This window comes from Rhodoferax sediminis, from assembly GCF_006970865.1.
In the GTDB taxonomy this organism is placed as follows: domain Bacteria; phylum Pseudomonadota; class Gammaproteobacteria; order Burkholderiales; family Burkholderiaceae_C; genus Rhodoferax_A; species Rhodoferax_A sediminis.
This window is the reverse complement of record NZ_CP035503.1, coordinates 2,318,440-2,342,399: the sequence shown is the minus strand read 5'-3', so window position 1 is coordinate 2,342,399 and position 23,960 is coordinate 2,318,440. Positions and strand designations below refer to the sequence as shown.

Sequence of the window (23,960 nt, the reverse complement as noted above, 5' to 3'; positions counted from 1 at the left end):
TAGATGACTAAGTCAAGTATTTGGGTTCTTTCAAAAGCATGCGCGAACCGGCTTGACAGTCGCGCCGTGCACGCGCAGGCTTATGTTTCGTGATGACCCACCCGATGCCTGCCCTGCTCCTGGAGCAGATCGCTTTCCCCGAATCGCCGCGCTGGCACGACGGCGCGTTCTGGTTTTCGGACTTCTACACGCACCGCGTGCTGCGCGTGGGATTGGATGGCGTGCCTGAAACCATGGTGGAAGTGCCGGGTCAACCGTCGGGGCTGGGCTGGCTGCCCGACGGTCGTCTGCTGGTCGTGTCGATGATCGACCGGCGCCTGCTGCGCCTGGACGGGACGCGTCTGACCGAGGTGGCCGACCTCTCCAGCCTCGCGCCTTTTCATTGCAACGACATGGTGGTGGACGCACAGGGCCGCGCCTACATCGGCAACTTCGGCTTCGACCTGCCGGCGCGCGAGGCGCCCCGGCCCACCGTGCTGATCATGGTGACGCCGGATGGCGCGGCCCGGGTGGTGGCCGATGAGCTGCATTTTCCCAATGGCACGGTGATCACGCCCGATGGCGGCACGCTGATCATTGGCGAGAGCTACAAAGCGCGGCTCACGGCGTTCGACATTGCGGCGGACGGCGCGCTGCGCAACCGGCGCCTCTGGGCGCAGCTTGAGGGCGCCGCGCCCGACGGCATCTGCCTGGACGCGCAGGGCGCGATCTGGGTGGCGTCACCGATCAGCAGGGAGGTGTTGCGCGTGCTCGAAGGTGGCACGGTCACGCACCGTATTCCCTTGCCGGCAGCGGCCGTGGCGTGCATGCTCGGTGGCGATGATCGCCGCACGCTCTATATATTGACCGGCAAGGTGATGACGACACCCGAGCAATCGCGCGCCGCGATGTCCGGGAGGGTGTACACGCTGCGCGTGGATGTGCCGGGGACGGGATGGCCCTGAGTCGGGGGGCGCTTCAATACACCGGCTGGTGTTTGCGGATCGTGTCCTTGACTTGTGCCGTCAACGCAAAGCCGGGCCCGAACTTGGTCGCCAGCGCATCGGCGCGCTGCACAAAGGCGTCGACCCCCATGCTGTAGATGAATTGCATGGCGCCGCCGGTCCAGGCCGGGAAACCAATGCCGAAGATGGAGCCGATGTTGGCCTCGAACACCGTGGTCAGCACGTTCTCGGACAGGCAGCGTGCGGTCTCGACCGCCTGGCGGTACAGCAAACGGTCCTTGACTTCTTCGATGTCCCAGGCGGTGTCCGGCTTTTCAAACAGGGCTTTGAGCTGCGGCCACAGGCTCTTGCGGGCGCCTTTCTCGGCCGGGTAGTCATAGAAGCCGCTGCCCGCCGCGCGGCCGTTGCGGTCGAACTCCTTGACCATGCGCTCCACCAGCAGTTCGCCGGGCGTGGCGAGGTAGGTTTTGCCCTCAAAGCGGTAGTCGGCGCGGGTTTGGTCCAGCACATGAACGCTTAAAGATAGCGCGGTCTCGTCCAGTACCGCCAGCGGTCCCACCGGCATGCCGCACTGGATGCCGGCGTTTTCAATCACGGGCGCCGGAATGCCTTCACCCAGCATGGCCGCGCCTTCCATCACGAAGGTGCCGAAGGTGCGGCTGGTGTAGAAGCCGCGCGAATCGTTCACCACGATCGGGATCTTGCCGAGCGACTGCACGTAGTCGAAGGCGCGCGCCACGGTTTCTTCGTCGGTCTGCTTGCCGCGGATGATTTCCACCAGCTTCATCTTGTCCACCGGACTGAAGAAATGGATGCCGATGAATTTCTCGGGTTTGGCGCTGGCTTTGGCCAGGCCCGAGATCGGCAGGGTGGAGGTGTTGCTGGCAAAGAAGCCGCCCGGCGCCAGCAGGGGCTCGGCCTCCTGCGTGACTTTGGCCTTCAGGTCGCGCTGTTCGAACACCGCTTCGATGATCAGGTCGCAACCCTGGAGGTTGGCGGCCTTGTCGGTGGGTGTGATGCGATCGAGCAGGGCCTTCTGGTCGTGCGGGCTCATGCGGCCCTTGTCGACGCGCGGCTGGGTCAGCTTGACGCTATAGGCCTTGCCGTGTTCGGCCTTGTCCAGGCTCACGTCTTTCAGCACCGTGGCAATGCCCCGGCTCGCCTGCACATACGCGATGCCCGCGCCCATCATGCCGGCGCCGAGGACGCCGACCCTGGCCGGTTTGTATTTGGGCACGTCCCTGGGCCGCGACTGCCCGCTCTTGATCGCGTTCAGGTTGAAGAAGAACGTGTTGATCATGTTCTTCGCCACCGGACTGACGATCAGCCGGGCGAGATACCGGCTCTCGATGCGCAGCGCGGTGTCGAAGTCCACCTGCGCGCCCTCCACCATGGCGGCCAGCGCATATTCGGGAGCCGGGTACAGACCGCGCGTGGTCTTCTTGAGCATGGCGGGCGCGACCGCCAGCGCGCCCGCAATTTTCGGATTCGCCGGCGTGCCGCCGGGGATTTTGTAGTCCTTGGCGTCCCAGGGCTGCTGCGACACCGGGTTGGCAGCGATCCAGGCCAGCGCCTTCTCGCGCAGCTGCGTGGCGTCGCTCGCCAGCTCGTGCACCAGGCCCAGCTCCAGCGCCTCGCGCGGGCCGAACAATTTGCTTTCCAGGATATAGGGTTGCGCCCCCAGCAGACCGAGCAGGCGCGTCATCTTGGTGATGCCGCTGGCGCCCGGAATCAGGCCGAGCGTGATTTCGGGCAGGCCGAACTGGATCTTTTTGTCGTCCATGGCAACGCGGTGGTGGCCCACCAGCGCCACCTCCCAGCCGCCACCCAGCGCCGTGCCGTTCAGGCAGGCCACCACCGGCTTGCCGAGAGTCTCGAGCGCGCGGAAGTTCTTCTTGGTTTGCTCGATCCCGGCGAACACGCGCGGCGCGTCCTCAGGTTTGAGCCGCATGGTGCCCTTGAGGTCGGCGCCCGCAAAAAACGTGGTCTTGGCGGAGGCCAGGATGATGCCCTTGATGGTGTCCTTGTCCTTGACCACCTGCGCGGTGACCTCGGTCAGGTCGTCCTGCCATTGCTGGCACATGGTGTTGACGGGCGAGCCTGGCTCGTCGAAGGTGAGGGTGGCGATGCCATCGGCGAGTTCGTATCGAATGGTTTTCATGGGTGTCCGTTTACTATGAAATTGATAGCGTCCTGTCAGTACCACATAGGGGCTTCAGGCCGAAATGGCTTAAATCCGCTCGACAATGGTCGCAATCCCCATGCCGCCACCCACGCACAGCGTGGCCAGGCCGTAGCGCAGTTGGCGCCGGTGCAACTCGTCGATCAGCGTGTTCAGAATCATCGCGCCGGTGGCGCCCAGCGGGTGGCCCATGGCGATGGCGCCGCCGTTGACGTTGACCTTGTCGTGCGGCACGTTCATTTCCTGCATGAATTTCATGGGCACGGCGGCAAACGCCTCGTTCACCTCGAACAGATCGATCTGGTCAATGGTCATGCCGGCCCTGGCCAGCGCCTTGCGTGCGGCGGGCATCGGGCCGGTCAGCATGATGGTCGGGTCGGCGCCGGACAGCGCCGCCGCGACGATGCGCGCGCGCGGCGTGAAGCCATGCGTCTTGCCCGCGGCCTCGGAGCCGATCAGCACGGCCGCCGCGCCGTCCACGATGCCGGATGAATTGCCGGCATGGTGCACATGGTGAATGCGCTCGACCTGCGGGTAGCGCGTGAGCGCCACCTGGTCGAACCCCATGGCGCCGAGCTGCTCGAAGGCGGGGCGCAGGCCGGCCAGGGCCTCCATCGTCGTACGCGACTTGATGAATTCGTCCTCGCCCAGAATGATCTGGTCCAGCGCGTCCTTCACCGGGACGACCGAGCGCGCGAACAGGCCGCTATCGCGTGCCCTGGCCGCGCGCTGCTGGCTCTCCATGGCGAAGGCATCCACGTCGCCCCGCGTGAAGCCCGAGAGCGTGGCGATCAGGTCGGCGCCGATGCCCTGCGGCACGAAGGCGGTGGCGCTGTTGGTTTCGGGGTCCTGCGCCCAGGCACCGCCGTCGGAGCCGATCGGCACGCGGCTCATGCTCTCCACGCCGCCGGCCACCACCAGGTCTTCCCAGCCGGAGCGCACCTTCTGCGCCGCCAGGTTCACGGCCTCCAGGCCCGAGGCGCAAAAGCGGTTGATCTGCACGCCCGAGCAGCGAAAGTCCCAACCCGCCTTGAGCGCGGCCACCTTGGCAATCACCGAGCCCTGCTCGCCAATGGGCGAGACCACGCCCATCACCACGTCGTCCACCTGCGCGGTGTCGAAATCGTTGCGGCGCTGCAGTTCTGATAGCACGCCAGCCAGCAAATTAACGGGCTTGACCTCATAAAGGCTGCCATCTTTCTTGCCCTTGCCGCGCGGGGTGCGAATGGCGTCATAGACGAAGGCTTCGGTCATCATGTGCTCCTGAAAGGGGTGTTGTCGTCCTGGCCGCCACCGCAATGACAGGCCGGCGGGCAGAGTCGCTGGAAAGCAGTATATTCATTTCACCAAGCAATTGCTTTGCAAAAATATCAAATCGTGCGCATCGCCGTCATTTCCGATATTCACGGCAACCTGCCGGCGCTCGACGCCGTGCTGGCCGACATCGCGCGGCGCGGCGCGGACGTGATCGTGAACTGCGGCGACATCCTGTCCGGCCCGCTGTGGCCCGCGGAGACGGCCGACCGCCTGATGGCACTGGCGCTGCCCACCATCGCGGGCAACCACGAGCGGCAGTTGCTGGGCTGCGCCCACCAGCCAGGAAGCCCCGTGGACCAGTATGCGTTTGAGCACAGCACGCGCGCGCAGCAGCAGTGGCTGGCCTCGCTGCCGGCCACGCTGCAGCTTGCGCCAGATGTCTACGTATGCCACGGCCAGCCCGCGACCGACATGGAATACCTGCTGGAGACGGTGGCGCCCGGAGCCGGCTCGCGCATGGCGCGTCCCGCCGTGGTGGCCGCGCAGCTTGCAGGCAGTGCGGCGGCGCAGGCCAGTCTGGTGCTGTGCGGCCACAGCCATCTGCCGCGCATCATGATGGTGGCGGGCGTTGCCGGGGGCAGGACGGGCGGCACGCCGTGCGTGAATCCCGGCAGCGTCGGCCTGCCGGCGTTTGACGATGACCACGTGGCCTTCCACATACACGAAACCGGCGCGCCCCACGCACACTATGCGCTGTGCGAGCGCCTGCCAGCCGGCTGGGCGGTGGCGCAGGTGGCCGTGCCTTACGACTGGAACAGCGCCAGCGCCAAGGCGGCACGCGAAGGCGCGGCGGGGTGGGCGCACTGGCTGGCTACGGGTTACGCATAACAGAAACAGAGAGAAGGCAACATGATTGAACGCACCCTTTTCAGCCCCGACCACGAGGCTTTTCGCGACAGCTTCCGCCGCTTCTGCGATAAGGAAATCGCGCCCCACCACGAAGCCTGGGAGGAGCAGGGCTATGTCGACCGCGAGGTCTGGCGCAAGGCCGGCGCCAACGGCTTCCTGTGCATGACCATGCCCGAAGAATATGGCGGCTCGGGTGCCGACAAGCTGTACTCCGTGGTGCAGATGGAGGAGCTCTGGCGCGGCGGCTTCAGCGGCATTGGCTTCGGCTTGCACAGCGAAATCGTCGCGCCCTACCTCCTGCACTACGGCACCGAAGCGCAAAAGAAAAAGTACCTGCCGCGGCTGGCCAGCGGCGAGATGGTGGGCGCCATTGCCATGAGCGAGCCCGCCGCGGGCAGCGACCTGCAGGGCATCAAGTCCACGGCGCTCAAGCAGCCCGACGGCAGCTACCTGCTGAGCGGCAGCAAGACCTTCATCACCAACGGCTGGCATGCGGATCTGGTGATCGTGGTGGCCAAGACCAACCCCGCGGCCGGGGCCAAAGGCACCAGCCTGCTGCTGGTCGAGCGCGGCATGCCGGGCTTCGAGACAGGCAAGCGCCTCAAAAAGCTGGGCCTGAAGGCGCAGGACACGAGCGAGCTGTTCTTCGACAACGTGCGCGTGCCGGCCGACAACCTGCTGGGCGGCGCCGCGTTTGAAAACAGGGGCTTCATCTCCCTGATGGAGCAGTTGCCCTGGGAGCGCATGCAAATTGCCATCACCGCCGTGGCCGCGGCGCAGGCGGCGATCGACGGTACCGTGGCTTACGTGAAGGAGCGCAAGGTGTTCGGCCAACCCGTGGCCGCGTTCCAGAACACGCGCTACCGCCTGGCCGAGCTGCAGACCGAGGTGCAGATCGCGCAGGTGTTCGTTGACAAATGCACGGAACTCGTGTGCCAGGGCAAACTCGACACCGCCACCGCCAGCATGGCCAAGTACTGGTGCTCGGACCTGCAGTGCAAGGTGATGGACGAGTGCGTGCAGCTGTTCGGCGGCTATGGCTACATGTGGGAGTACCCGATCACGCGGGCCTACGCCGATGCGCGCGTGCAGCGCATTTATGGCGGCACCAACGAGATCATGAAAGAGGTGATTACGCGGGCCATGGGGCTGGGGGAAAAGTAGCGGTCGTTGCGCGACGCCACCAGGCGGGCAAGGGCTCGGCTTATCCGGGGCCGGACCGCGGGGTCATTGGACGGGTGGCTCTTTTTCGATTCTGCTGTCCGCGTAGGTGGGCAGGTGCCAGTGATACTGAAGCGAGAGGTAGCGCAGGCCGATGCACACCGCCATGGCGAGCCAGGGACTCCAGTCGGTGGCCCAGCCCAGGGTCCGGGCGCCCACCTCGATCACGGCGCCCGCCAATGCCGCGGACGCATAGATCTCCCGCTGCAGGATGACGGGAACCCGGGTCAGCAGCACGTCGCGTATCACGCCGCCGCCGACCGCAGTGGTCGTTCCGAGGAGGATGGCAACCTCGGCGTTGTGGCCATACAGCAGCGCCTTTTGCGCGCCGGACACGGCAAACAGGCCCAGCCCCACAGCGTCGAACAGCAGCACGGGCTGGTTCAGGCGCTGCACCTGCGAGTAGGCGCCAAGCGTCACCAATACGGCCACGAGGGCCACCATCAGATAGCGCCAGTTGGCTAATCCTGCCGGTGGAATGGCACCAATGCACAGGTCGCGCACGATGCCGCCGCCGCACGCCACGCTGTAGGCAATGACGACGATGCCGAACAGGTCCAGGTTGCGCTGCTTGGCAGCAACGGCGCCGCTGATGGCAAAAGCAAATGTGCCTGCGAGATCGAGAATGGTGAACAGGCGGTGGTCGTTCAGGCCGGCAAGGGCCAATTCGTGGATGTTCATGGGTTCGGTTCGAGAGAAAAACGCGGGCTCCCGCCGCGTAGCATAGTGACGGGCGTCGGATGGCAATGCAGATGGAGGCGGTCGGCTACCACATCACCACGAGAGGTCTCCTCAGGCCGCGGTGCCAGCGCACAGCCACGCGCTGGCGGCGGTCAGCATGGCCTGCAAGCCGGTCTCGAGCGTCGGGTGGATCTGCGGCGCAAACTTCGGCGAGTGGTTGCTGGGGATCTTGTTGACGGCCTTGTCCTGTTTGGCTTTGGCGTAGACCGCCGCGTCGGTACCGCCGACGAACCAGAACACATAGGGCACGCCCCAGGTGCGGCCGAAAATGCTGAAGTCTTCGCTGGCCGACGCCGGACTGGGCGCCAGCGAGGCGTTCTTGCCAAACTGGTGGCCGAACGCCTGTGCCACCCTTTGCGTAGTGACCAGGTCGTTTTCGGTCAGCGGGTAGCTGTTGATGGTGGTGAACTCGGGCGGGCGCTCCGCACCGGAGGCGTCGCATTCGGCGCAGCAGATGCGGCGGATCGACTTGAGCATGTACTCGCGCGTGTCCTCGCTGAAGGTGCGCATGTTCAGCTTGATGGTGGCGTCGTCGGGGATAATGTTTTCCTTGGTGCCGGCCTGCAGCGAGCCTATCGTGAGCACCGCCGGCTCAGTCGGTGCGATCTCCCGCGAGACGATGGTCTGCAGGCGCAGCGTAGTCGCGGCAGCCACGATCACCGGATCGATCGAGGTCTGTGGCTGGGAGCCGTGTGAGCCGCGCCCGAACAGTTTGATCTTCAGGCTGTCTCCGGCCGACAGCGTGACGCCGGGACGGTAGTTCACGGTGCCGGCCACACCGACCATCACGTGCTGGCCCAGGATGATGTCGGGCTTTGGGAAGCGGCTCTCGCCCCAGTCGCGCACCATGGCGCTGGCGCCTTCGGCCGTTTCCTCGCCCGGCTGGAACACGATCATCAGCGTGCCGCGCCAGGCGGCGCGATTCGTGGACAGGATGCGCGCGGCACCGATCATCCAGGTCACGTGCATGTCGTGGCCGCACGAGTGCGCAACGCCAACCTCGACGCCGTCCGCGTCGCGCGCCGTCACGGTGCTGGCATAGGGCAGCCCGGTGTTTTCGGCCATCGGCAGCGCATCCATGTCGGCGCGCAGCATCACGGTCGGGCCGGTGCCATTTTTCATCACACTCACCACGCCGGTCACGCCGATGTTGCGCGTCACCTCGTAGCCCAGACCCTCCATCTCGTCGGCGACGATCTTCGCGGTGCGAACTTCCTGCATCGACAACTCGGGATGCTGATGGATGTCCTTGTAAAGAGCTTCGAGATTGGTCATCAAGCCGGGTTCGGCGGAGGCGAGCGCTTGGGTGAGGGCATTCATGATGGCTCCAGAAGTGGCGAAGTGAAGTTGAAAGAAGTCTGACAGAAAGCGTGCTTGAGAACAAATGGTCGGCGCTTGACATGAGGATAGAGAATTCAGGCCTGCGCCTTCGTCCCCTTGGGCACCGTGAGCATGATTGAGATGATGGCCATCACGATCATCAACACGTTGAAGCCCAGCGCAACGATGGCGGCCTCCCGCACGGCCAGGTTGTCCTGGCGGCCACTGAAGGTGATCACGCCGTCCAGCCAGTTCACGCTCGAACTGTTACCACTCAGCGCGGTGAAAATGGCGGCTGAAATCGCCACGCCAAAGGCGGCGCCGAGCGACGAAGCCATCTTGTAGATGCCCGAACCCGAACCCGCCTGGGCAGCTGGCAGGTTCGATAGCGCCGCATCGGTCGAGGGGGTGGCATAGAACGCCAGACCGACACCGAACAGCGTGTAGCCGGCGCTCGCGAGGATCTTGTAGTGTGACAGCAGGAGGTTGGCGGGCGACACCATCAGGATCGCCAGGCCCGTAATCAGGCAGCCCCAGATCATCGGCTTGCGCGGGCCGAAGCGTTGCAGCAGTTTTTCGCCCACGCGGATGAAGGCGATGATGGCAATCGCATAGCCCAGCGTCAGAAAGCCTGCCTGTTGGGCGTTCATATTGCCACCGAGCTGCACCAGTTGCAGCGACACGATCAGCGTGCCCGCAGTACCGTTAACCAGGAAATTGGAGATCGTCGCGCCGGTGTAGGTCGCGTTTTTGAACAGGCCGAAGTCGAAGAACGCGTTGGAGGCCTTGTCCTCGATGCGGAAAAACAGCCAGCCGAAAGCCGCCGTTGCCGCCAGGAGACCCAGGCTAATCGGGCTGGTCCAACCCAGCTTGTTGCCCTGCGTCACCAGTACCTGCAGTGCCACCATAGTGACCATGAAAGCAAGCACGCCAGACAAGTCGAACTTGTACTCGCCCCTGGTTTCGGCCTTGCTCTCGGGCGCGCCGCGCATCATCCACAGTCCGAGCGCGCTCACGGCGATGGCTACCCAGAAGATCGAGCGCCAGCCAAAGTTCTGCGACATCAGGCCACCGACCAGCGAGCACACGCCCGAACCGCCCCAGGAACCGATCGACCACATGCTGATGGCACGCTGGCGTTCGGCACCGTCCCAAAAAGCTTTCACCAGCGCCAGACTGGCCGGCATGATGCAGGCGGCCGACAGGCCTTGCAGCGCGCGGCCCACGAGCAGGACCGGTGTTGCCAGCTGACCCTGCGGCGTGATGGCCACCAGCAACGAGCCGGCGATGTTCAGGTAAAAGCCAATGCGAGTGATCTTCAGCCGGCCAACACGGTCGGCCAGGCCGCCCATCACCACGATGAAGATCCCCGAGAACAGCGAGGTGATGGCCACCGCGACGTTCATCATGCTCACATCCATGCCGAGGTCGCGACTCATGTCGGGCGCAATGTTGAGCGTCGTCTGGGCAAACAGCCAGAACGCGATGACACCCATGATGATGCCGAAAAGCAGCCGATCGTTGCCTTTGTATGGCACCTTGGGTTGAGCGCTGATATTCATGCCGTTCTCCATTGCGTCTACGCGAACGGGCTTATGTCGACGGCTGCGTTACCCAGAAGGCACTGTCGACCCTGCGGGCGTCAACAGCTGCGGGGGTGAGAGCTCATGGATTCATCCTCCAGGATTTCAACCATCATACGCGTCACGGTTGTTGATGGAACGCCCGAAAGTGGGGCATTATCTGAAGCTCAGAAAGGCTTGGCCATGTCTTATGAGTTGTATTACTGGCCCACGATCCAGGGCCGCGGCGAATTCGTGCGGCTGGCGCTCGAAGCCGCAGGGGCGGACTACGTGGATGTGGCGCGCGGCAGCGCGGCTGAAGGGCGGGGCATGCCGGCGCTGCTGCGCTTTCTGCCTGACGGCGGGCAAGACGCCGGCCTCGTGCGCCCACCATTCGCGCCGCCGTTTCTCAAGCACGGCAGGCTTGTCGTCGGGCAGACTGCCGCGATCCTGCTCTACCTCGGGCCGCGCCTGGGCCTGGTCGGCAAGAGCGAGGCCGCTCGCCTGTGGACGCACCAGCTCCAGCTCACCATGGCCGATATGGTGACGGAGGTGCATGACACCCATCACCCGATCGCCAGTTCGCTGTATTACGAAGACCAGAAACCTCAGGCGCTGCAGCGCGCGCAAGACTTTCGCAAGACGCGGTTGCCCAAATTCCTGGACTGGTTCGAAGCAGTACTGGAAAGCAACCCCGTGGGCGGTGCGCGTGGCGGGCCGTACCTGGTGGGCGGGCGCCTGAGCTATGCCGATCTGTCGCTGTTTCAACTGGTGCAAGGTTTGCGGTACGCGTTCCCCAAGGCGATGAAGCGTGCCCTCAAAAACGCCCCGCGGGTGGCCGCGCTGCACGATGGTGTGGCGCAGCGGCCGCGCATTGCCGTCTACCTGGGCAGCGAACGGCGCATTGCCTTCAACGAGGACGGTATCTTCCGGCGTTATCCGGAGCTGGACGGCTGAGCCTGTTGCATCGAAGGTGCGTGGACTCAGTCGGGCATGTTGATGACGCGTTCGTGGTCTTCGTCGGACTCTATGCCTTCGGGCGGTACAAGGCCTTCGTCGGGCTCCACCGGCAAGTCGTCGGGTTCCTGGTCCGGTGGCAGGGTCGGGACTGAATCGGGTTTGGATCTTGGCATGAGGGATCTCCTGGTTAGCCGTGATCTTCGTGTGGCTGCGTTCACCCGCGGGACAGGAAAAACGCAGTTTCTGTGTGCGGGCCCGCTGACAGGTCCTGCGCTGGCCGGACTCGCCCTACACTCTGTGTGTGAAGGTGTTTTATTGAATTCTAGTCCGCCCCAGCATCCCGTGGAACCTCCTGTCATCAGCTGGACCGAGGCGGGCCACGTCTGCTGCGCGCGCTGGCGCTCCGAGAGCGGTTCGCCCGTGCCCCGGCGCGTGGTGCTGGCCGACGATACTTTGAGCGCCGATGCCGCCTACCGGCTGGCCTGCGAAGGCACGGCCATGCTGTGGCGCGGCGATTTTCAGAATGCACGCCAGTTGTTACAGGCGCTGGCGCGCCGGGTTGACCGCAAGCCGCGCAAGCATCGCCAACAAACCGCATCGCCGCCGGCGCCGGTATCGCCCGCGCATGCCTTCAACCTGTACCGGCTGGCGCGCTCGCAACGCGCCCGCACGCTGGGCATGCTGCTGCTGCCCTTCGACGCGGGTCACAACCTGCCTTTGCGGCGCGCCCCGGATGTGCGCCGCGCCTGCACCGAGGCGTATGGCCCGGCACCCGAGCCCTACGTGACTTCGTTGCGGGAATTGCTGGGCCTGATCGGCGCGCACGAGTGGCGCAAGAAGGGCGTCGAGATTGCGGCGCTGGCCGACCCGGCGCCCCAGCGCATCTATCCACACTACGGCGTGTATTCGCCGGTGCGTGGCGAGTACGTGGGTCTGGTGGCGAGCGCACCATTGCCGGCTTTGATGGATGAGAACAGTCTTGCTTTCGACATCGGCACCGGCACCGGTGTGCTCGCGGCGGTGCTGGCACGTCGCGGCGTGGCGCGCATCGTCGCCACCGACCAGGACCCGCGCGCAATGGCCTGTGCCCGCGAGAACCTGGCGCAACTGGGACTTGCTACCCGGGTGGACGTGGTGCAGGCCGACCTGTTTGCGCCGGGGCGCGCAGCATTGATCGTTTGCAACCCGCCATGGGTTCCGGCGCGGCCCAGTTCGCCCATTGAACATGCGGTGTACGACCCCGAGAGCCGCATGCTGCGCGGCTTCCTGGAAGGGCTGGCGGCGCACCTGGAGCCGGGCGGCGAAGGCTGGCTGATCCTGTCCGATCTGGCCGAACATCTGGGCCTGCGCCCGCGCGATGAATTGTCGGCGTGGATCGAGGCGGCGGGCCTGAGGGTGCTGGGGCGCCTGGATGCGCGCCCCGTGCATCCGAAGGCGTTGGATGACACCGATCCGCTGCACGCTGCGCGCGCGGCCGAGGTGACGTCGCTGTGGCGGCTGGCACCGAAGTAGCAAACAGACCGGGAGGCTATTACCATTGCGCCACCCCTTGTTTAACCAGGAGCCATTGATCATGAACCACCGCCCTTCGATTCGCACGGTTTTCGCGGCCGCGGCCGTCGTGTTTGCCGTTGCCGGTTGCAGCGTGCTGCGGCCCAATGCCAACCTCGCCGCCTTCAGCACCACCATGACGGGCGCCAACGAGGTGCCGCCGGTCATGACGAATGCGACCGGGACAGTCTACGCACAGCTCAACACCGATACCCGGCTGCTGAAGTGGAAGGTGTCTTATACCGGCCTGAGCGGCCCAGCGACCATGGCCCACTTTCATGGACCCGCCATTGTTGGCGCGAACGCGAAAGTCACGCTGCCGTTCCAGCCCCCGGTCACGAGTCCGTTCGAAGGCCACGCCACACTGACGCCCGAGCAGGCGGCGGATTTGCTGGCCGGCAAGTGGTATGCGAATGTCCACTCGGCCGCCCATCCAGGCGGTGAAATCCGCGGGCAGATGATTTTGCGCGAATAGTCGCGCGTCACCCGGCCCCGAGCAGCCGCGCGCGCCGCAGGCGCCACTCGCCGTCGCGCGCGCCGTCGTACACGTCTTCCAGTGTCGTGCCGGTTTCAGTCAGGTGGGTGTCCAGCGCAATGCGGTTGTCGAACACAAAGCACTCACCCTCCCAGTCCTTGTCCGCGTCCGGCATCTCGATGAAGTAGTTGAGGATGCCGCCCTCGAGCTGGTACACGGGCAGGCCCAGATCCATCATCCATGCGCTGGTCTTCTCGCAGCGGATGCCGCCGGTGCAGTACATGGCCACGCGTTTGCCCTCCATCTTCCAGTCCTCGATGTGGTCCTTCACGTAGTTGGGAAAGTCGCGGAAGTTGGCCACCTGCGGGTTGATGGAATTCTTGAACCGGCCCAGCCGGTGTTCAAAACTGTTGCGGTTGTCGATCACGACCACATCGTCTTCGTGGATGAGTTTTTGCCAGTCGGCCGGGCTGACGTTGATGCCGGTGCGGCAGGTGGCATCGATTCCCTCAATGCCCAGCGGCACGATTTCGGCTTTGCGGTGGATCTTGAGCTTGTTGAAGGGTTTGGTGATGCACGGGCTGCGCTTGAAGTGTATGCCGGCGAATTTGCCCTGAAAGCGGGGGTCTTGTGTGAGCGTTGCCCGAAACGTGTTCAGGGCTTGCTCGGACCCTGCCAGCATGCCGTTGATACCCTCGCTGGCGACCAGCACGCTACCCAGCAGATTCTGGGTGATACCCCGCAAATGGGTGACCAGGGCGTCCGGGTCCTCAATGGTCACGAACTTGTAAAAAGCGTCGTGACAGGTGTCCAAAGCGGCGGGGATGGCGGCGTGGGGAGGCAGATCAGGGTCCATGGCCTTGACTTTATCAGCTGATTACCGTTACGGAGGCAATTTAGGGTGCGCAGACCAGAGGGAACCCTTACACTGGCCGGTTATCCGAAAACCTATGAACGCCCCGATCGACGTCTCCTTTTTCGCGCGCGCCGCCAAGCCGCTCACCAGCTACCGCAAGTACTGGGCGGCCCGCTTTGGCACGGCCAAATTCCTGCCCATGAGCCGCGCCGAGATGGAGGTGCTGGGCTGGGACAGCTGCGACATCATCATCGTCACCGGCGACGCGTACGTGGATCATCCGAGCTTCGGCATGGCGGTGATCGGCCGCATGCTCGAGGCGCAGGGTTTTCGCGTCGGCATCATCGCCCAGCCCGACTGGCAAAGCGCCGACCCGTTCAAGGTACTGGGCAAGCCGAACCTGTTCTTCGGCGTGACCGCCGGCAACATGGACTCGATGATCAACCGCTACACGGCCGATCGCAAGATTCGCAGCGACGACGCCTACACCCCCGGCGACGTGGGCGGCAAGCGGCCCGACCGCGCCGCGATCGTGTACAGCCAGCGCTGCCGCGAAGCCTACAGGGACGTGCCCATCGTGCTCGGCGGCATCGAAGGCTCGCTGCGCCGCATCGCGCATTACGACTACTGGTCCGACAAGGTGCGCCGCTCGATCCTGGTGGATGCCAAGTGCGATCTGCTGCTGTACGGCAACGCCGAGCGCGCGATTGTCGAGATCGCGCACCGGCTCGCCGCCAGGGAGCCGGTGGCGGACATCACCGACGTGCGCGGCACCTCGTTCATCCGCCGCGGCACGCCGCCCGGCTGGTTCGAGATCGATTCGACCTCGGTGGACACGCCGGGCCGCGTCGAGTCGCACATCAACCCGTACCAGAACACCTCGGAGCAGGCGGCCGGGCAGGGCGCCACCTGTGCGAAGGAAGACGGCGAGAAGCCGGGCGCGACGGCGCAGGCCAACCCCGCCATCCAGCCGATCACCTTCTTCCCCAGCCTGGCGCCCAAAGCCGGCTCCACGGCCACGACTACCGGCAAGCTCAAGGTGCCGCCACGCGACCACACCGTCATTCGCCTGCCGTCGTACGAACAGGTCAAGAGCGATCCGGTGCTGTACGCCCATGCCAACCGCGTGCTGCATCTGGAAACCAACCCTGGCAACGCGCGCGCACTGGTGCAGGCGCATGGCGAGGGTGCGACGGCGCGCGAGGTGTGGCTCACGCCGCCGCCGATTCCCTTGACCACGGCGGAAATGGACTTCGTGTTCGACCTGCCGTACGCGCGCTCGCCACACCCGGCCTACGCGGACGAGCGCGGCAGCCATGACGGCGCGACCAAGATCCCGGCATGGGAGATGATCCGCTTTTCCGTCAACATCATGCGCGGCTGCTTTGGCGGCTGCACCTTCTGCTCCATCACCGAGCACGAGGGCCGCGTGATCCAGAGCCGCTCGGAAGACTCGGTGATCCGCGAGATCGAAGACATCCGCGACAAGGTGGCGGGCTTTACCGGCACCATTTCCGACCTGGGCGGGCCGACCGCCAACATGTACCGCATCGGCTGCAAGTCGCCCGAGATTGAGGCCGCCTGCCGCAAGCCGTCGTGCGTGTACCCCGACGTGTGCCAGAACCTCAACACCGACCATGCGCCGCTGATCAAGATGTACCGGCGCGCGCGCGCACTCAAGGGCGTCAAGAAGATTTTGATCAGCTCCGGGCTGCGTTATGACCTGGCGATCAAGTCGCCCGAGTACGTGAAGGAGCTGGTGACGCACCACGTGGGCGGCTACCTCAAGATCGCGCCCGAGCACACCGAGCAGGGGCCCTTGTCGAAGATGATGAAGCCCGGCATCGGCAACTACGACAAGTTCAAGACGCTGTTCGAGAAATACAGCCTCGAGGCCGGCAAAAAGCAGTACCTGATTCCCTACTTCATCGCGGCGCACCCCGGCACCAGCGACGAAGACATGATGAACCTGGCCGTGTGGCTGAAGAAAAACGGCTTTCGCGCCGACCAGGTGCAGACCTTCTATCCGTCTCCGATGGCCACGGCCACGGCGATGTACCACACCAGCAAGAATCCGCTGCGCAAGGTCACGCGCAGTCTTGAGGCCAGCGAGACGGTGGACATCGTGCGCGGCGAGCGGCGCCGGCGCCTGCACAAGGCGTTCTTGCGCTACCACGACCCGAACAACTGGCCGCTGCTGCGGGAAGCGCTCAAAGCCCTGGGCCGCGCCGATTTGATCGGCAACGGCAAGCAGCACCTGATCCCGACCTTTCAGCCTTTGAGCGACGGCGGCTACACCAGCGCGAGGCGCAAGAACTCCACGGTGGCCACTGACAAGGTGGCGCTGGGCCGGGTCCAGCCCGGCCGCGGCAAGCTGCTGACGCAGCACACCGGCCTGCCGCCACGCGCCATGGGCGCGGCGAAGTCCGCCGGAAATTTGAACAAAAAGCCGCGCTAGCCCTTGATGGGTATTGGCAGTTTGCTATTTAGTAGATAGCAAATAATGCTGTCGTTCGGCAGGGTTTTGTGGGAATCGCTTGAGCCATCGCGCGCCAACTCGGGGCCGCTTGCCCTTGCGATCGCTGTCTCCGGTAAGCGTTATCGATGGCAATGCATATAATTGGCAAATCATCTATTGGTATGCCATGTATATGAATGCTCCAGACCCGGCACGTATCGACGACGTCCACAGGGGCTTCATGTCCCTGATGGCGCATATCAATCGGCAATGGCGGCGCGTCATCGATCGCCGGCTCCAGCCTCTTGGGTTGACACAGGCGACCTGGCTGCCGCTGCTGCATCTGGCGCGTGCTGCGCAAGCGATGCGCCAGAAAGACCTGGCCGCGTCCCTGGCGCTGGACAGCTCCTCGGTGGTGCGCCTGCTGGACGGGCTGGAGTCCGCCGGCATGGTCGAGCGCTGCGAGGGCACGGACCGGCGCGCCAAGACAATCCACCTGACCGCTCTCGGCCTGAGCACGATCAAACGCGTCGAGGAACTGGTGGGCGAAAGCCGGGAGGACATTCTTGCCGGTGTGCCGGCACACGATCTGGAGAAGGCGTTTGGTGTGCTCGAACAAGTCGCCGAGGCACTTGCGCTGGCGCAGGAGGAAACCCCCGCGTGAAGCCGCCGGACACCGTCGGCCAAAGAGCCCCGCTGTGGCTGCTGGTCCTGATCACCATCAGCGGCACCCTGGCGATGCACATGTTCGTTCCGGCATTGCCGACCGTCGCGCACGATTTTGGCGCCAGCATTGCCGCGATGCAGATGACCATCAGCGTGTACATCCTGGGGCTCGCCGGCGGACAACTGGTCTATGGCCCGCTGTCCGACAGCTTTGGGCGCCGGCCGCTGCTGATCGTGGGGCTGGCCCTCTACGTGGTGGCGGGGTTTGCGGCAGCGATGGCGACCAGCGTGCACACGCTGGTCGCGGCCCGGCTGTTCCAGGCGTTGGGCGGTTGTGCCGGCCTGGTGCTGGGGCGCGCCATCGTGCGTGATACGGCGCCGGCCGGCGAGGCCGTCAGGGACCTGGCCCTGCTCAACCTCGTCATGATGATCGGGCCCGGCCTGGCGCCCTTGCTGGGGTCGGCATTGGCGGTGGGCTTTGGCTGGCGTTCCATCTTCGTGGTGCTGGCCTTGCTCGGTGCCATCACCTTCGTGTTCACCTGGCGTCTTCTGCCGGAGACCGCACGCCCGACGGGAGGCGTCAGGGCTGCATCGCTGCTGCGCGACTACCGGCTGCTGCTGCGCTCGCCATCCTTCGCGGGCTTTGCCGTGGGCGGCGGTTGCTCGACGACGTCCATCTTTGCCTTCATCACCGCGGCGCCGTTTATCGTGGCCTCGGAGCTGCATCGCCCCGTGCATGAAGTCGGGCTCTACCTCGCCCTGCTGATGCTGGGTATGGCGCTGGGCAATGCCATCACACGTTTTCTCGTTCGCAGGGTAGCCCTGGAGCGCCTGTTGATCGGCGCCAACGCCGTGAGTGTCCTGAGTGCCGTGTCCCTGCTGGGGGTTGTCCTGCTGGGGGAACTGACGGTCGCCAGCGCGGTGGGGCTCATGTTTTTGTTTGCGGTCGGCGCGGGGGCGACGAGCCCGGCCGCCCTGACGAAAGCCTTGAGCGTCGACGCAAGGCTGGTTGGCTCGGCCGCGGGCCTGTACGGATTCACGCAGATGGCGGTGGGCGCGCTTTGTACCTCGCTGGTGGGGATCGGCCACAGTGCCGCGTTGGCGTCTGCCGTCGTCTTGAGCGTGGCGGCGGCTCTGGGGCAAGCCGGTTTCTGGGTCGGCTTGCGCTGGGAGCGTGCTGTGGCCGGTTCACTGGGGCACGGCGGCCTCATACCTGATGAAGTTTCGTGAGTGTGCAGCGCGTGATCCGGTGAGGGCGGGGCTCGTGACGTTTTGAGCGATCCCTCAAGAGGGTGATCCAGGTTCTAGATAGAAAACGGGCTGTAGCCCTTACCTGTTCTTCGCAAACAGCTATTAAAACAGGAGTGATGGGGCTGTTGCTCAAAAATTAGGGGATACATCCTGCTACTGGATGGTCACCTGCGCATCCTTGACGAGCTTGGCGAACTTCTCAGTGTCGGCTTTGATCTGCAGTGCCATCTGGTCGGCGCTGTTGCCGATCGGCTCAGCACCGAGTTCGCCCATGCGCCTGCGGAACTCCGGCGATCGGATGACCTTGACCATCTCGACATTGAGCCGGGCCACGATGTCCTTGGGCGTGGCCGCTGGGGCGAGCACTCCGAACCATGTTCCGATGTCGAAGCCTTTGAGTCCGGCTTCGTCCAGCGTCGGCACGTTCGGCAGCGCGGACGAGCGTTTGCCCGTAGTGACCGCGAGGGCCCGCATCTTGCCGCTCTTGATGAACGGAAGGACGGGCGTCACGGTGTCGAACGACATCGTAATCTGGCCGCCCAGCAGATCGACGTCCATCGGGCCGCTGCCCTTGTACGGGACGTGGACCAGCGTGGTGCCGGTGAGATTCTGGAACTCCGTGCCAATGAGATGCTGCGCCGTGCCGTTCCCATTGGAGCCGTAGGTCAACTTGCCCGGTTGCGCCTTGGCCAGCGCGACCAACTCGGCGACGCTCCTGGCCGGCGTACTGGCATTCACGACCAACACATTTGGCACCAGCGCGATGGTGGTGATCGGCGCGAAGTCCTTCTGAAAGTCGTAGGGCAGGTTCTTGTAGACGCTGGTGGCGATCGTGTGGTGAATGGCGCCGATAAGCAAGGTGTATCCGTCCGGCCTGGACTTGGCCACATAGTCCGCACCCAGCGTGGCGCCGGCGCCGGGCCTGCTCTCCACGATCACAGCCTGGCCGAGACTCTGCGACAGCTTATCGCCGAGCGTGCGGGCCAGCACGTCGGTGGTGCCTCCTGGGGGGAATGGCACGATCAGGCGGATCGGCTTGCTTGGCCAGGCTTGTGCCATGGCACTGCCGCCTGATATTGCAACGGCCAGCGCGATCGTCTGTGCCAGGCGGCGACGGGTGATGGTGTGAATGTTTTTCATGTTTGTCTCCAGGTTGCGCTCATTGAGCGCAGAGTGCCCGAACTGTACGAGTCGGGCATGCATCCGAATCATCCTCAAAGTGAATCCGGTATTAACTTCATTTCAACAATTTCGCGCACGATCCGACGCGTGAAGGCCAATACGCACGCTCACCTATCGCAAAGAATGAACCGTCGCGCGCCCGGCGAACTGGGCCGACTGCCCGAGCTCTGCTTCGATGAGCAGCAGCCGGTTGTACTTGGCCATCCGGTCCGAACGACACAGCGAGCCGGTCTTGATCTGGGTCGCTGCTGTGCAAACACTGAGGTCGGCGATCGTTGTGTCTTCGGTCTCGCCCGAGCGATGCGAGATCACGGATGCAAATCCTGCCAGGTCCGCCATGGTGATCGCCGCCAACGTCTCGGTCAGCGTTCCGATCTGGTTCGGTTTGATCAGGATGGCGTTGGCCGCGCTGCGCGCGATGCCCTGTTGGAGAATCTCGGTGTTGGTTACGAAGAGATCGTCGCCCACAAGTTGCACCTGCTTGCCCAGCTTGGCAGTGATGAGTTCCCAACCATCCCAGTCTCCTTCGGCCATCCCGTCCTCGATCGTCACGATCGGATAGGCGTTGACCCATCGTGCCAGGTAGTCGACGAACTGCGCCGAGTCGAAGCGCTTGGCTTCGGAAGCGAGTTCGTAGACGCCGTTCTTGCAGAACTCGGAACTCGCCACGTCCAGGCCCAGGGCGATGTCCTGACCCGCGCTGAATCCGGCCTGCTCGATCGCTGCGAGGATGACCTCGATCGCAGCCTCGTTGGACGGGAGATCGGGTGCGAAGCCGCCCTCGTCACCCACCGCAGTCGACAGGCCCCGCTTCTTGAGCAGGCCCTTCAGCGAGTGGAAGACCTCGACGCCCCAACGCATCGCTTCCGAGAACCGAGGCGCGCCCACCGGCACGATCATGAACTCCTGCATGTCGACGTTGTTGTCGGCATGGGCGCCGCCGTTGATGATGTTCATCATGGGCATCGGCAATCGAGCGCTGCGATCGCCTCCCAGGTATCGGTACAGCGGCAGCCCGACCGAGGCTGCAGACGCCTTCGCGAGCGCCAGCGATACGGCGAGGATTGCGTTCGCACCCAGGCGCGCCTTGGTCGGTGTGCCGTCGAGGTCGATCATCAGGCGGTCCGCTGCTACTTGATCCGCCGCGTCACAACCGAACAGCGCCGCGCTCAGTTCCTTATTGACGTGTCCCACTGCCTTGGTTACGCCCTTTCCGAAGTAACGGAGCTGGTCTGCGTCGCGCAATTCGAGTGCCTCGCGGGAGCCGGTTGAGGCACCGGACGGAGCCGCCGCAAAGCCGCGAGCGCCGTCCGACAACACGACTTCGGCCGCGACGGTAGGGTTGCCCCGCGAATCGAGAATCTCGAAGCCGCGCACTTGTTGAATCGTTGCCATGAGGATCTCAGTCGATCTGCGCGATGCGCAACAGATTGGTGGAGCCAGGCGTGCCGAAAGGCATGCCGGCGGCAATGACGATGGTCTGGCCTCGCTCTGCAAACTGCAGCTTCTTGGCAGTCTCGACGGCGCGTTCGGTCATGTCGTCGACGCCGGTCACGTCGTTGCACACGACCGGATTGACACCCCACACCAGCGCGAGGCGGCGTGCGGTCTCCCGCTTGGGAGTCATTCCGATGATGGGAGCGCGGGGCCGCTCGCGCGCCATGCGCAGGGCCGATGAACCCGAGCTGGTGTAGGCTACCATCGCCGCCACGTCGAGCAGCCCGGCAACCGAACGAGCGGCCCAGCCGATGGCGTCGGGCGTGTTGGCGAGGGGCTGCGTGTGCGAAGCGTCAATCGCAGCGCGGTAGTGCGGATCGGCCTCGGTCTGGGCGATGATGCGGTCCATCATCGCCACCGCCTCGACCGGGAACTTCCCCGAGGCCGACTCGGCCGACAGCATTACCGCATCGGCCCCGTCGTAGATCGCGGTGGCCACGTCCGAGGCTTCGGCGCGAGTTGGCACCGGCGCGCTGACCATTGACTCCAGCATCTGCGTGGCGACGATTACCGGCTTGCCGAGCTTGCGACATTCACGAACGATGCGCTTCTGGATCGCCGGCACCTGCTCGGCCGGCATTTCGACACCAAGGTCGCCACGCGCCACCATTACCGCATCGGTGACGGCCAGGATTTCGTCGAGGCACTCGATGGCCGCCGGCTTCTCAAGCTTGGCGACGATGCCGGCGCGTCCCCGGATGATCGCCTGGGCCTCGACGATGTCGGTGGCGCGCTGTACGAACGACAGCGCGATCCAGTCGATGCCCAGTGTCAGCCCGAAGTCCAGATCGGCGCGGTCCTTCGCTGTCATCGCGGACAGCGGCAGCACGACACCGGGGACGTTGACGCCCTTGCGGTCGGAAAGCATGCCGCCGTTGATGACGGTCGTCTCGGCGAAGTCCTTGCCTGACTTCTCCACCTTGAGGCGAAGCCGCCCATCGTCGAGCAGCAGTTCTGTGCCTGGCTTGAGCGCGGCAAAAATTTCCGGATGCGGCAGCGGTGCGCGCAACGCGTCACCCGGCCTGTCGCGATCGAGGTCGAGACGGAACGCGGCGCCTTCGACCAGTTTCACGGGGCCGTTAGCGAAGGTGCCGACTCGCAGTTTCGGTCCCTGCAGATCGAGCAATACGCCGATCGGGCGGCCGATGTCGGCCTCGATCGAACGGATCAGGTCGAGCCGCTGCTTGTGATCAGTATGCGTGCCGTGGCTGAAATTCAGGCGGAACACGTTGGCACCGGCGCGAACCAGCGCTTCGATGGTGGCGCGATCCGCGCTCGTAGGACCGAGCGTGGCGACGATCTTGGCGTTACAGGGGCGTTGCATCATTTGTCTCCGGTGGGGTGGTCATCGATCACGATGGCTCTGAAGTCGTTCACATTGGTCAGCGTCGGCCCGGTTACCACCGAGTCGCCGAGCGCCTCGAAGAAGCCGTGTCCGTCGTTGTCGTCGAGGCGCTCGCGTGGCCTCAGGCCCTGCGCCCATGCGCGGGCCAGTGTGTCCGGCGCCAGCAGCGCGCCGGCGATCTCATCCTGGCCGTCGACACCATCCGTGTCACCGGCCAGCGCATGAATGCCAGGCTCGCCATTCAGTGCAATGCCGAGAGATAACAGGAACTCGACGTTGCGGCCGCCGCGGCCCTGGCCGCGCACGGTCACCGTAGTCTCGCCGCCAGACAGCAGCACGCACGGTGCAGGCACAGGCTGCCCCCGGCGCGCCACCTGCAGCGCAATTCCGGCCATCGCCTTGGCGAAATCGCGCGCTTCACCTTCGATGGCATCGCCCAGGATGTAGGGCTGCAGCCCGGCACCTCGTGCCACCGCGGCCGCTGCTTCGAGCGCCATTTGCGGTGTCGCGATGAAGCGGTTTTCGATGCGGGGCAGGCGAGCATCGCCCGGCTTCAGCGTCTCGCCTTCGCCGCTTTCGAGCAGTGCAAGCGCCCGCGGCGGTATATCAAGGCCATGGCGACGCAGGATATTGAGCGCGTCGGCACAGGTGCTCGGGTCAGGGACGGTCGGCCCGGAGGCGATGTCAATGGGATCATCGCCCGGAACGTCGGACAGCAGCAGGTTCACGACCCGGGCCGGGTGGCATGCCGCGGCAAGCCGCCCGCCCTTGATGGCCGACAGGTGCCGCCGCACGCAGTTCATTTCGCTGATGCTGGCGCCGCTCGCAAGCAGGGCGCGGCTGAGCGCCTGTTTGTCACCCAGCGTGAGTCCGGGCAGCGCCAGCGGCAGCAGCGATGAGCCACCACCGGAAATCAGGCACAGCACAAGGTCGTCCTGCGTCAGTCCCCGGACCAGGTCCAGTATCCGCCGGGCGGCTGTCTCGCCTGCGGCGTCCGGCACCGGGTGGGCTGCCTCGACGATCTCGATGCGCTTGCAAGGCACCGCATAGCCGTAGCGAGTCACCACCAGGCCTGAAAGGGGCCCGCACCAGTTATCTTCGACGGCGCGAGCCATCGCTGCCGAGGCTTTGCCGGCACCGATCACCACCAGTCGTCCCTTCGGTGCAGCCGGAAGGTGGCGAGGGACGCACAGCGCGGGCTGTGCGGCGGCAATCGCGGCGTCGAACATGGTGCGCAACAGGGCGCGCGGATCTGCAAAGTTCATAATGGTCCCTTGAACCTACGGGGCAGGTCGCTGCCCGTAAAACCTCGGCCGAGGATGTCGCTTCCCTGACCGACCTCGTGACCCGGCAAGCCGCCGGCAAAGAGATTCACGTCATCGCGGACAACCTCTCGGCGCACAAAGCCCAACGCGTCTAGGCGTTCCTGACGTAGCACCCCAGTTCGTTTGCCCCTCACCCCAACCTATTCGTCCTGGCTTAACGAGGTCGAGCTGTGGTTCGGCAAGATCAAACGCGATGGCATCGCACGTGGCGTCTTCACCCGGGTGTCCAATCTCAAGCGAAAGCTCATGCACTAAATC

At 64.8% G+C, this 23,960-nt stretch carries 21 protein-coding genes; 10 read left to right on the top strand and 11 right to left on the bottom strand.

Annotated elements, in window-relative coordinates:
- Window positions 1–104 precede the first annotated feature (104 nt).
- A complete protein-coding gene (locus EUB48_RS11300) occupies window positions 105–944 on the top strand; it encodes an SMP-30/gluconolactonase/LRE family protein (protein WP_210411619.1) in 840 nt (279 codons plus the stop codon).
- A gap of 13 nt (window positions 945–957) precedes the next feature.
- On the opposite strand, the gene EUB48_RS11295 is transcribed toward EUB48_RS11300, so the two are convergent.
- Window positions 958–3,105 carry a 3-hydroxyacyl-CoA dehydrogenase NAD-binding domain-containing protein gene (locus EUB48_RS11295; RefSeq protein ID WP_142819198.1) on the bottom strand — a complete coding sequence of 716 codons (2,148 nt, stop codon included), beginning with the start codon at window positions 3,103–3,105 and terminating at the stop codon, window positions 958–960.
- Window positions 3,106–3,174: 69 nt separating this feature from the next.
- Window positions 3,175–4,380: an acetyl-CoA C-acetyltransferase gene (locus EUB48_RS11290; protein WP_142819196.1), complete on the bottom strand. Its 1,206-nt coding sequence runs from the start codon at window positions 4,378–4,380 to the stop codon at window positions 3,175–3,177.
- A gap of 123 nt (window positions 4,381–4,503) precedes the next feature.
- Here EUB48_RS11290 and EUB48_RS11285 point away from each other — a divergent pair, with 123 nt between their 5' ends.
- Both EUB48_RS11285 and EUB48_RS11280 read left to right on the top strand, forming a co-directional pair.
- Window positions 4,504–5,271 carry a metallophosphoesterase family protein gene (locus tag EUB48_RS11285; RefSeq protein WP_142821220.1) on the top strand — a complete coding sequence of 256 codons (768 nt, stop codon included), beginning with the start codon at window positions 4,504–4,506 and terminating at the stop codon, window positions 5,269–5,271.
- Between the two features lie 21 nt (window positions 5,272–5,292).
- Window positions 5,293–6,456 carry an acyl-CoA dehydrogenase family protein gene (locus EUB48_RS11280; RefSeq protein WP_142819194.1) on the top strand — a complete coding sequence of 388 codons (1,164 nt, stop codon included), beginning with the start codon at window positions 5,293–5,295 and terminating at the stop codon, window positions 6,454–6,456.
- A 63-nt stretch (window positions 6,457–6,519) separates the two neighbouring features.
- Here EUB48_RS11280 and EUB48_RS11275 read toward each other — a convergent pair whose 3' ends face one another.
- The 3 genes from EUB48_RS11275 to EUB48_RS11265 form a co-directional block, all read right to left on the bottom strand.
- Window positions 6,520–7,194 carry a trimeric intracellular cation channel family protein gene (locus EUB48_RS11275; protein ID WP_420821410.1) on the bottom strand — a complete coding sequence of 225 codons (675 nt, stop codon included), beginning with the start codon at window positions 7,192–7,194 and terminating at the stop codon, window positions 6,520–6,522.
- 111 nt (window positions 7,195–7,305) lie between these two features.
- On the bottom strand, window positions 7,306–8,574 hold the full coding sequence (locus EUB48_RS11270; RefSeq protein WP_142819192.1) for a M20 family metallopeptidase: 1,269 nt from the start codon (window positions 8,572–8,574) through the stop codon (window positions 7,306–7,308).
- Between the two features lie 95 nt (window positions 8,575–8,669).
- Window positions 8,670–10,136, bottom strand: coding sequence for an MFS transporter (locus EUB48_RS11265; protein ID WP_142819190.1), 1,467 nt, complete (start codon window positions 10,134–10,136; stop codon window positions 8,670–8,672).
- A gap of 204 nt (window positions 10,137–10,340) precedes the next feature.
- On the opposite strand from EUB48_RS11265, the gene EUB48_RS11260 reads away from it, so the two are divergent.
- Window positions 10,341–11,093, top strand: coding sequence for a glutathione S-transferase (locus EUB48_RS11260; protein WP_142819188.1), 753 nt, complete (start codon window positions 10,341–10,343; stop codon window positions 11,091–11,093).
- 26 nt (window positions 11,094–11,119) lie between these two features.
- Here the strand turns inward: EUB48_RS11260 and EUB48_RS21370 are convergent, their stop codons facing one another.
- Window positions 11,120–11,269, bottom strand: coding sequence for a hypothetical protein (locus EUB48_RS21370; protein WP_168226741.1), 150 nt, complete (start codon window positions 11,267–11,269; stop codon window positions 11,120–11,122).
- Window positions 11,270–11,438: 169 nt separating this feature from the next.
- On the opposite strand from EUB48_RS21370, the gene EUB48_RS11255 reads away from it, so the two are divergent.
- Both EUB48_RS11255 and EUB48_RS11250 read left to right on the top strand, forming a co-directional pair.
- Window positions 11,439–12,608, top strand: a complete 1,170-nt coding sequence (locus EUB48_RS11255) for a methyltransferase (protein ID WP_244618176.1) — start codon at window positions 11,439–11,441, stop codon at window positions 12,606–12,608.
- Window positions 12,609–12,669: 61 nt separating this feature from the next.
- Complete coding sequence (locus EUB48_RS11250) at window positions 12,670–13,122, top strand: CHRD domain-containing protein (protein ID WP_142819183.1); 453 nt, start codon at window positions 12,670–12,672, stop codon at window positions 13,120–13,122.
- 7 nt (window positions 13,123–13,129) lie between these two features.
- On the opposite strand, the gene trhO is transcribed toward EUB48_RS11250, so the two are convergent.
- A complete protein-coding gene (trhO, locus tag EUB48_RS11245; protein ID WP_142819181.1) occupies window positions 13,130–13,978 on the bottom strand; it encodes an oxygen-dependent tRNA uridine(34) hydroxylase TrhO in 849 nt (282 codons plus the stop codon).
- Window positions 13,979–14,072: 94 nt separating this feature from the next.
- Between trhO and EUB48_RS11240 the strand changes: the two genes are divergently transcribed.
- From EUB48_RS11240 to EUB48_RS11230, 3 genes are all read left to right on the top strand, one after another.
- A complete protein-coding gene (locus tag EUB48_RS11240; protein WP_142819179.1) occupies window positions 14,073–16,436 on the top strand; it encodes a YgiQ family radical SAM protein in 2,364 nt (787 codons plus the stop codon).
- 193 nt (window positions 16,437–16,629) lie between these two features.
- Window positions 16,630–17,100 carry a MarR family transcriptional regulator gene (locus tag EUB48_RS11235; protein WP_244618175.1) on the top strand — a complete coding sequence of 157 codons (471 nt, stop codon included), beginning with the start codon at window positions 16,630–16,632 and terminating at the stop codon, window positions 17,098–17,100.
- A complete protein-coding gene (locus EUB48_RS11230) occupies window positions 17,097–18,332 on the top strand; it encodes a multidrug effflux MFS transporter (protein ID WP_142819177.1) in 1,236 nt (411 codons plus the stop codon). The genes EUB48_RS11235 and EUB48_RS11230 overlap by 4 nt, the downstream gene beginning before the upstream one ends.
- 174 nt (window positions 18,333–18,506) lie before the next feature.
- Here EUB48_RS11230 and EUB48_RS11225 read toward each other — a convergent pair whose 3' ends face one another.
- From EUB48_RS11225 to EUB48_RS11210, 4 genes are all read right to left on the bottom strand, one after another.
- Entirely contained in the window at window positions 18,507–19,493 is a 987-nt protein-coding gene (locus EUB48_RS11225) for a Bug family tripartite tricarboxylate transporter substrate binding protein (RefSeq protein WP_142819175.1), read from the bottom strand.
- Window positions 19,494–19,646: 153 nt separating this feature from the next.
- Window positions 19,647–20,930: a phosphopyruvate hydratase gene (gene eno / locus EUB48_RS11220; protein WP_142819173.1), complete on the bottom strand. Its 1,284-nt coding sequence runs from the start codon at window positions 20,928–20,930 to the stop codon at window positions 19,647–19,649.
- A 7-nt stretch (window positions 20,931–20,937) separates the two neighbouring features.
- Window positions 20,938–22,356 carry a pyruvate kinase gene (pyk, locus tag EUB48_RS11215; RefSeq protein ID WP_142819170.1) on the bottom strand — a complete coding sequence of 473 codons (1,419 nt, stop codon included), beginning with the start codon at window positions 22,354–22,356 and terminating at the stop codon, window positions 20,938–20,940.
- Window positions 22,356–23,642 carry a glycerate kinase type-2 family protein gene (locus EUB48_RS11210; RefSeq protein ID WP_142819168.1) on the bottom strand — a complete coding sequence of 429 codons (1,287 nt, stop codon included), beginning with the start codon at window positions 23,640–23,642 and terminating at the stop codon, window positions 22,356–22,358. The genes pyk and EUB48_RS11210 overlap by 1 nt, the downstream gene beginning before the upstream one ends.
- Before the next feature lie 183 nt (window positions 23,643–23,825).
- On the opposite strand from EUB48_RS11210, the gene EUB48_RS21855 reads away from it, so the two are divergent.
- Window positions 23,826–23,957, top strand: a complete 132-nt coding sequence (locus EUB48_RS21855) for a transposase (protein WP_210411618.1) — start codon at window positions 23,826–23,828, stop codon at window positions 23,955–23,957.
- The last annotated feature ends 3 nt before the right edge of the window (window positions 23,958–23,960 follow it).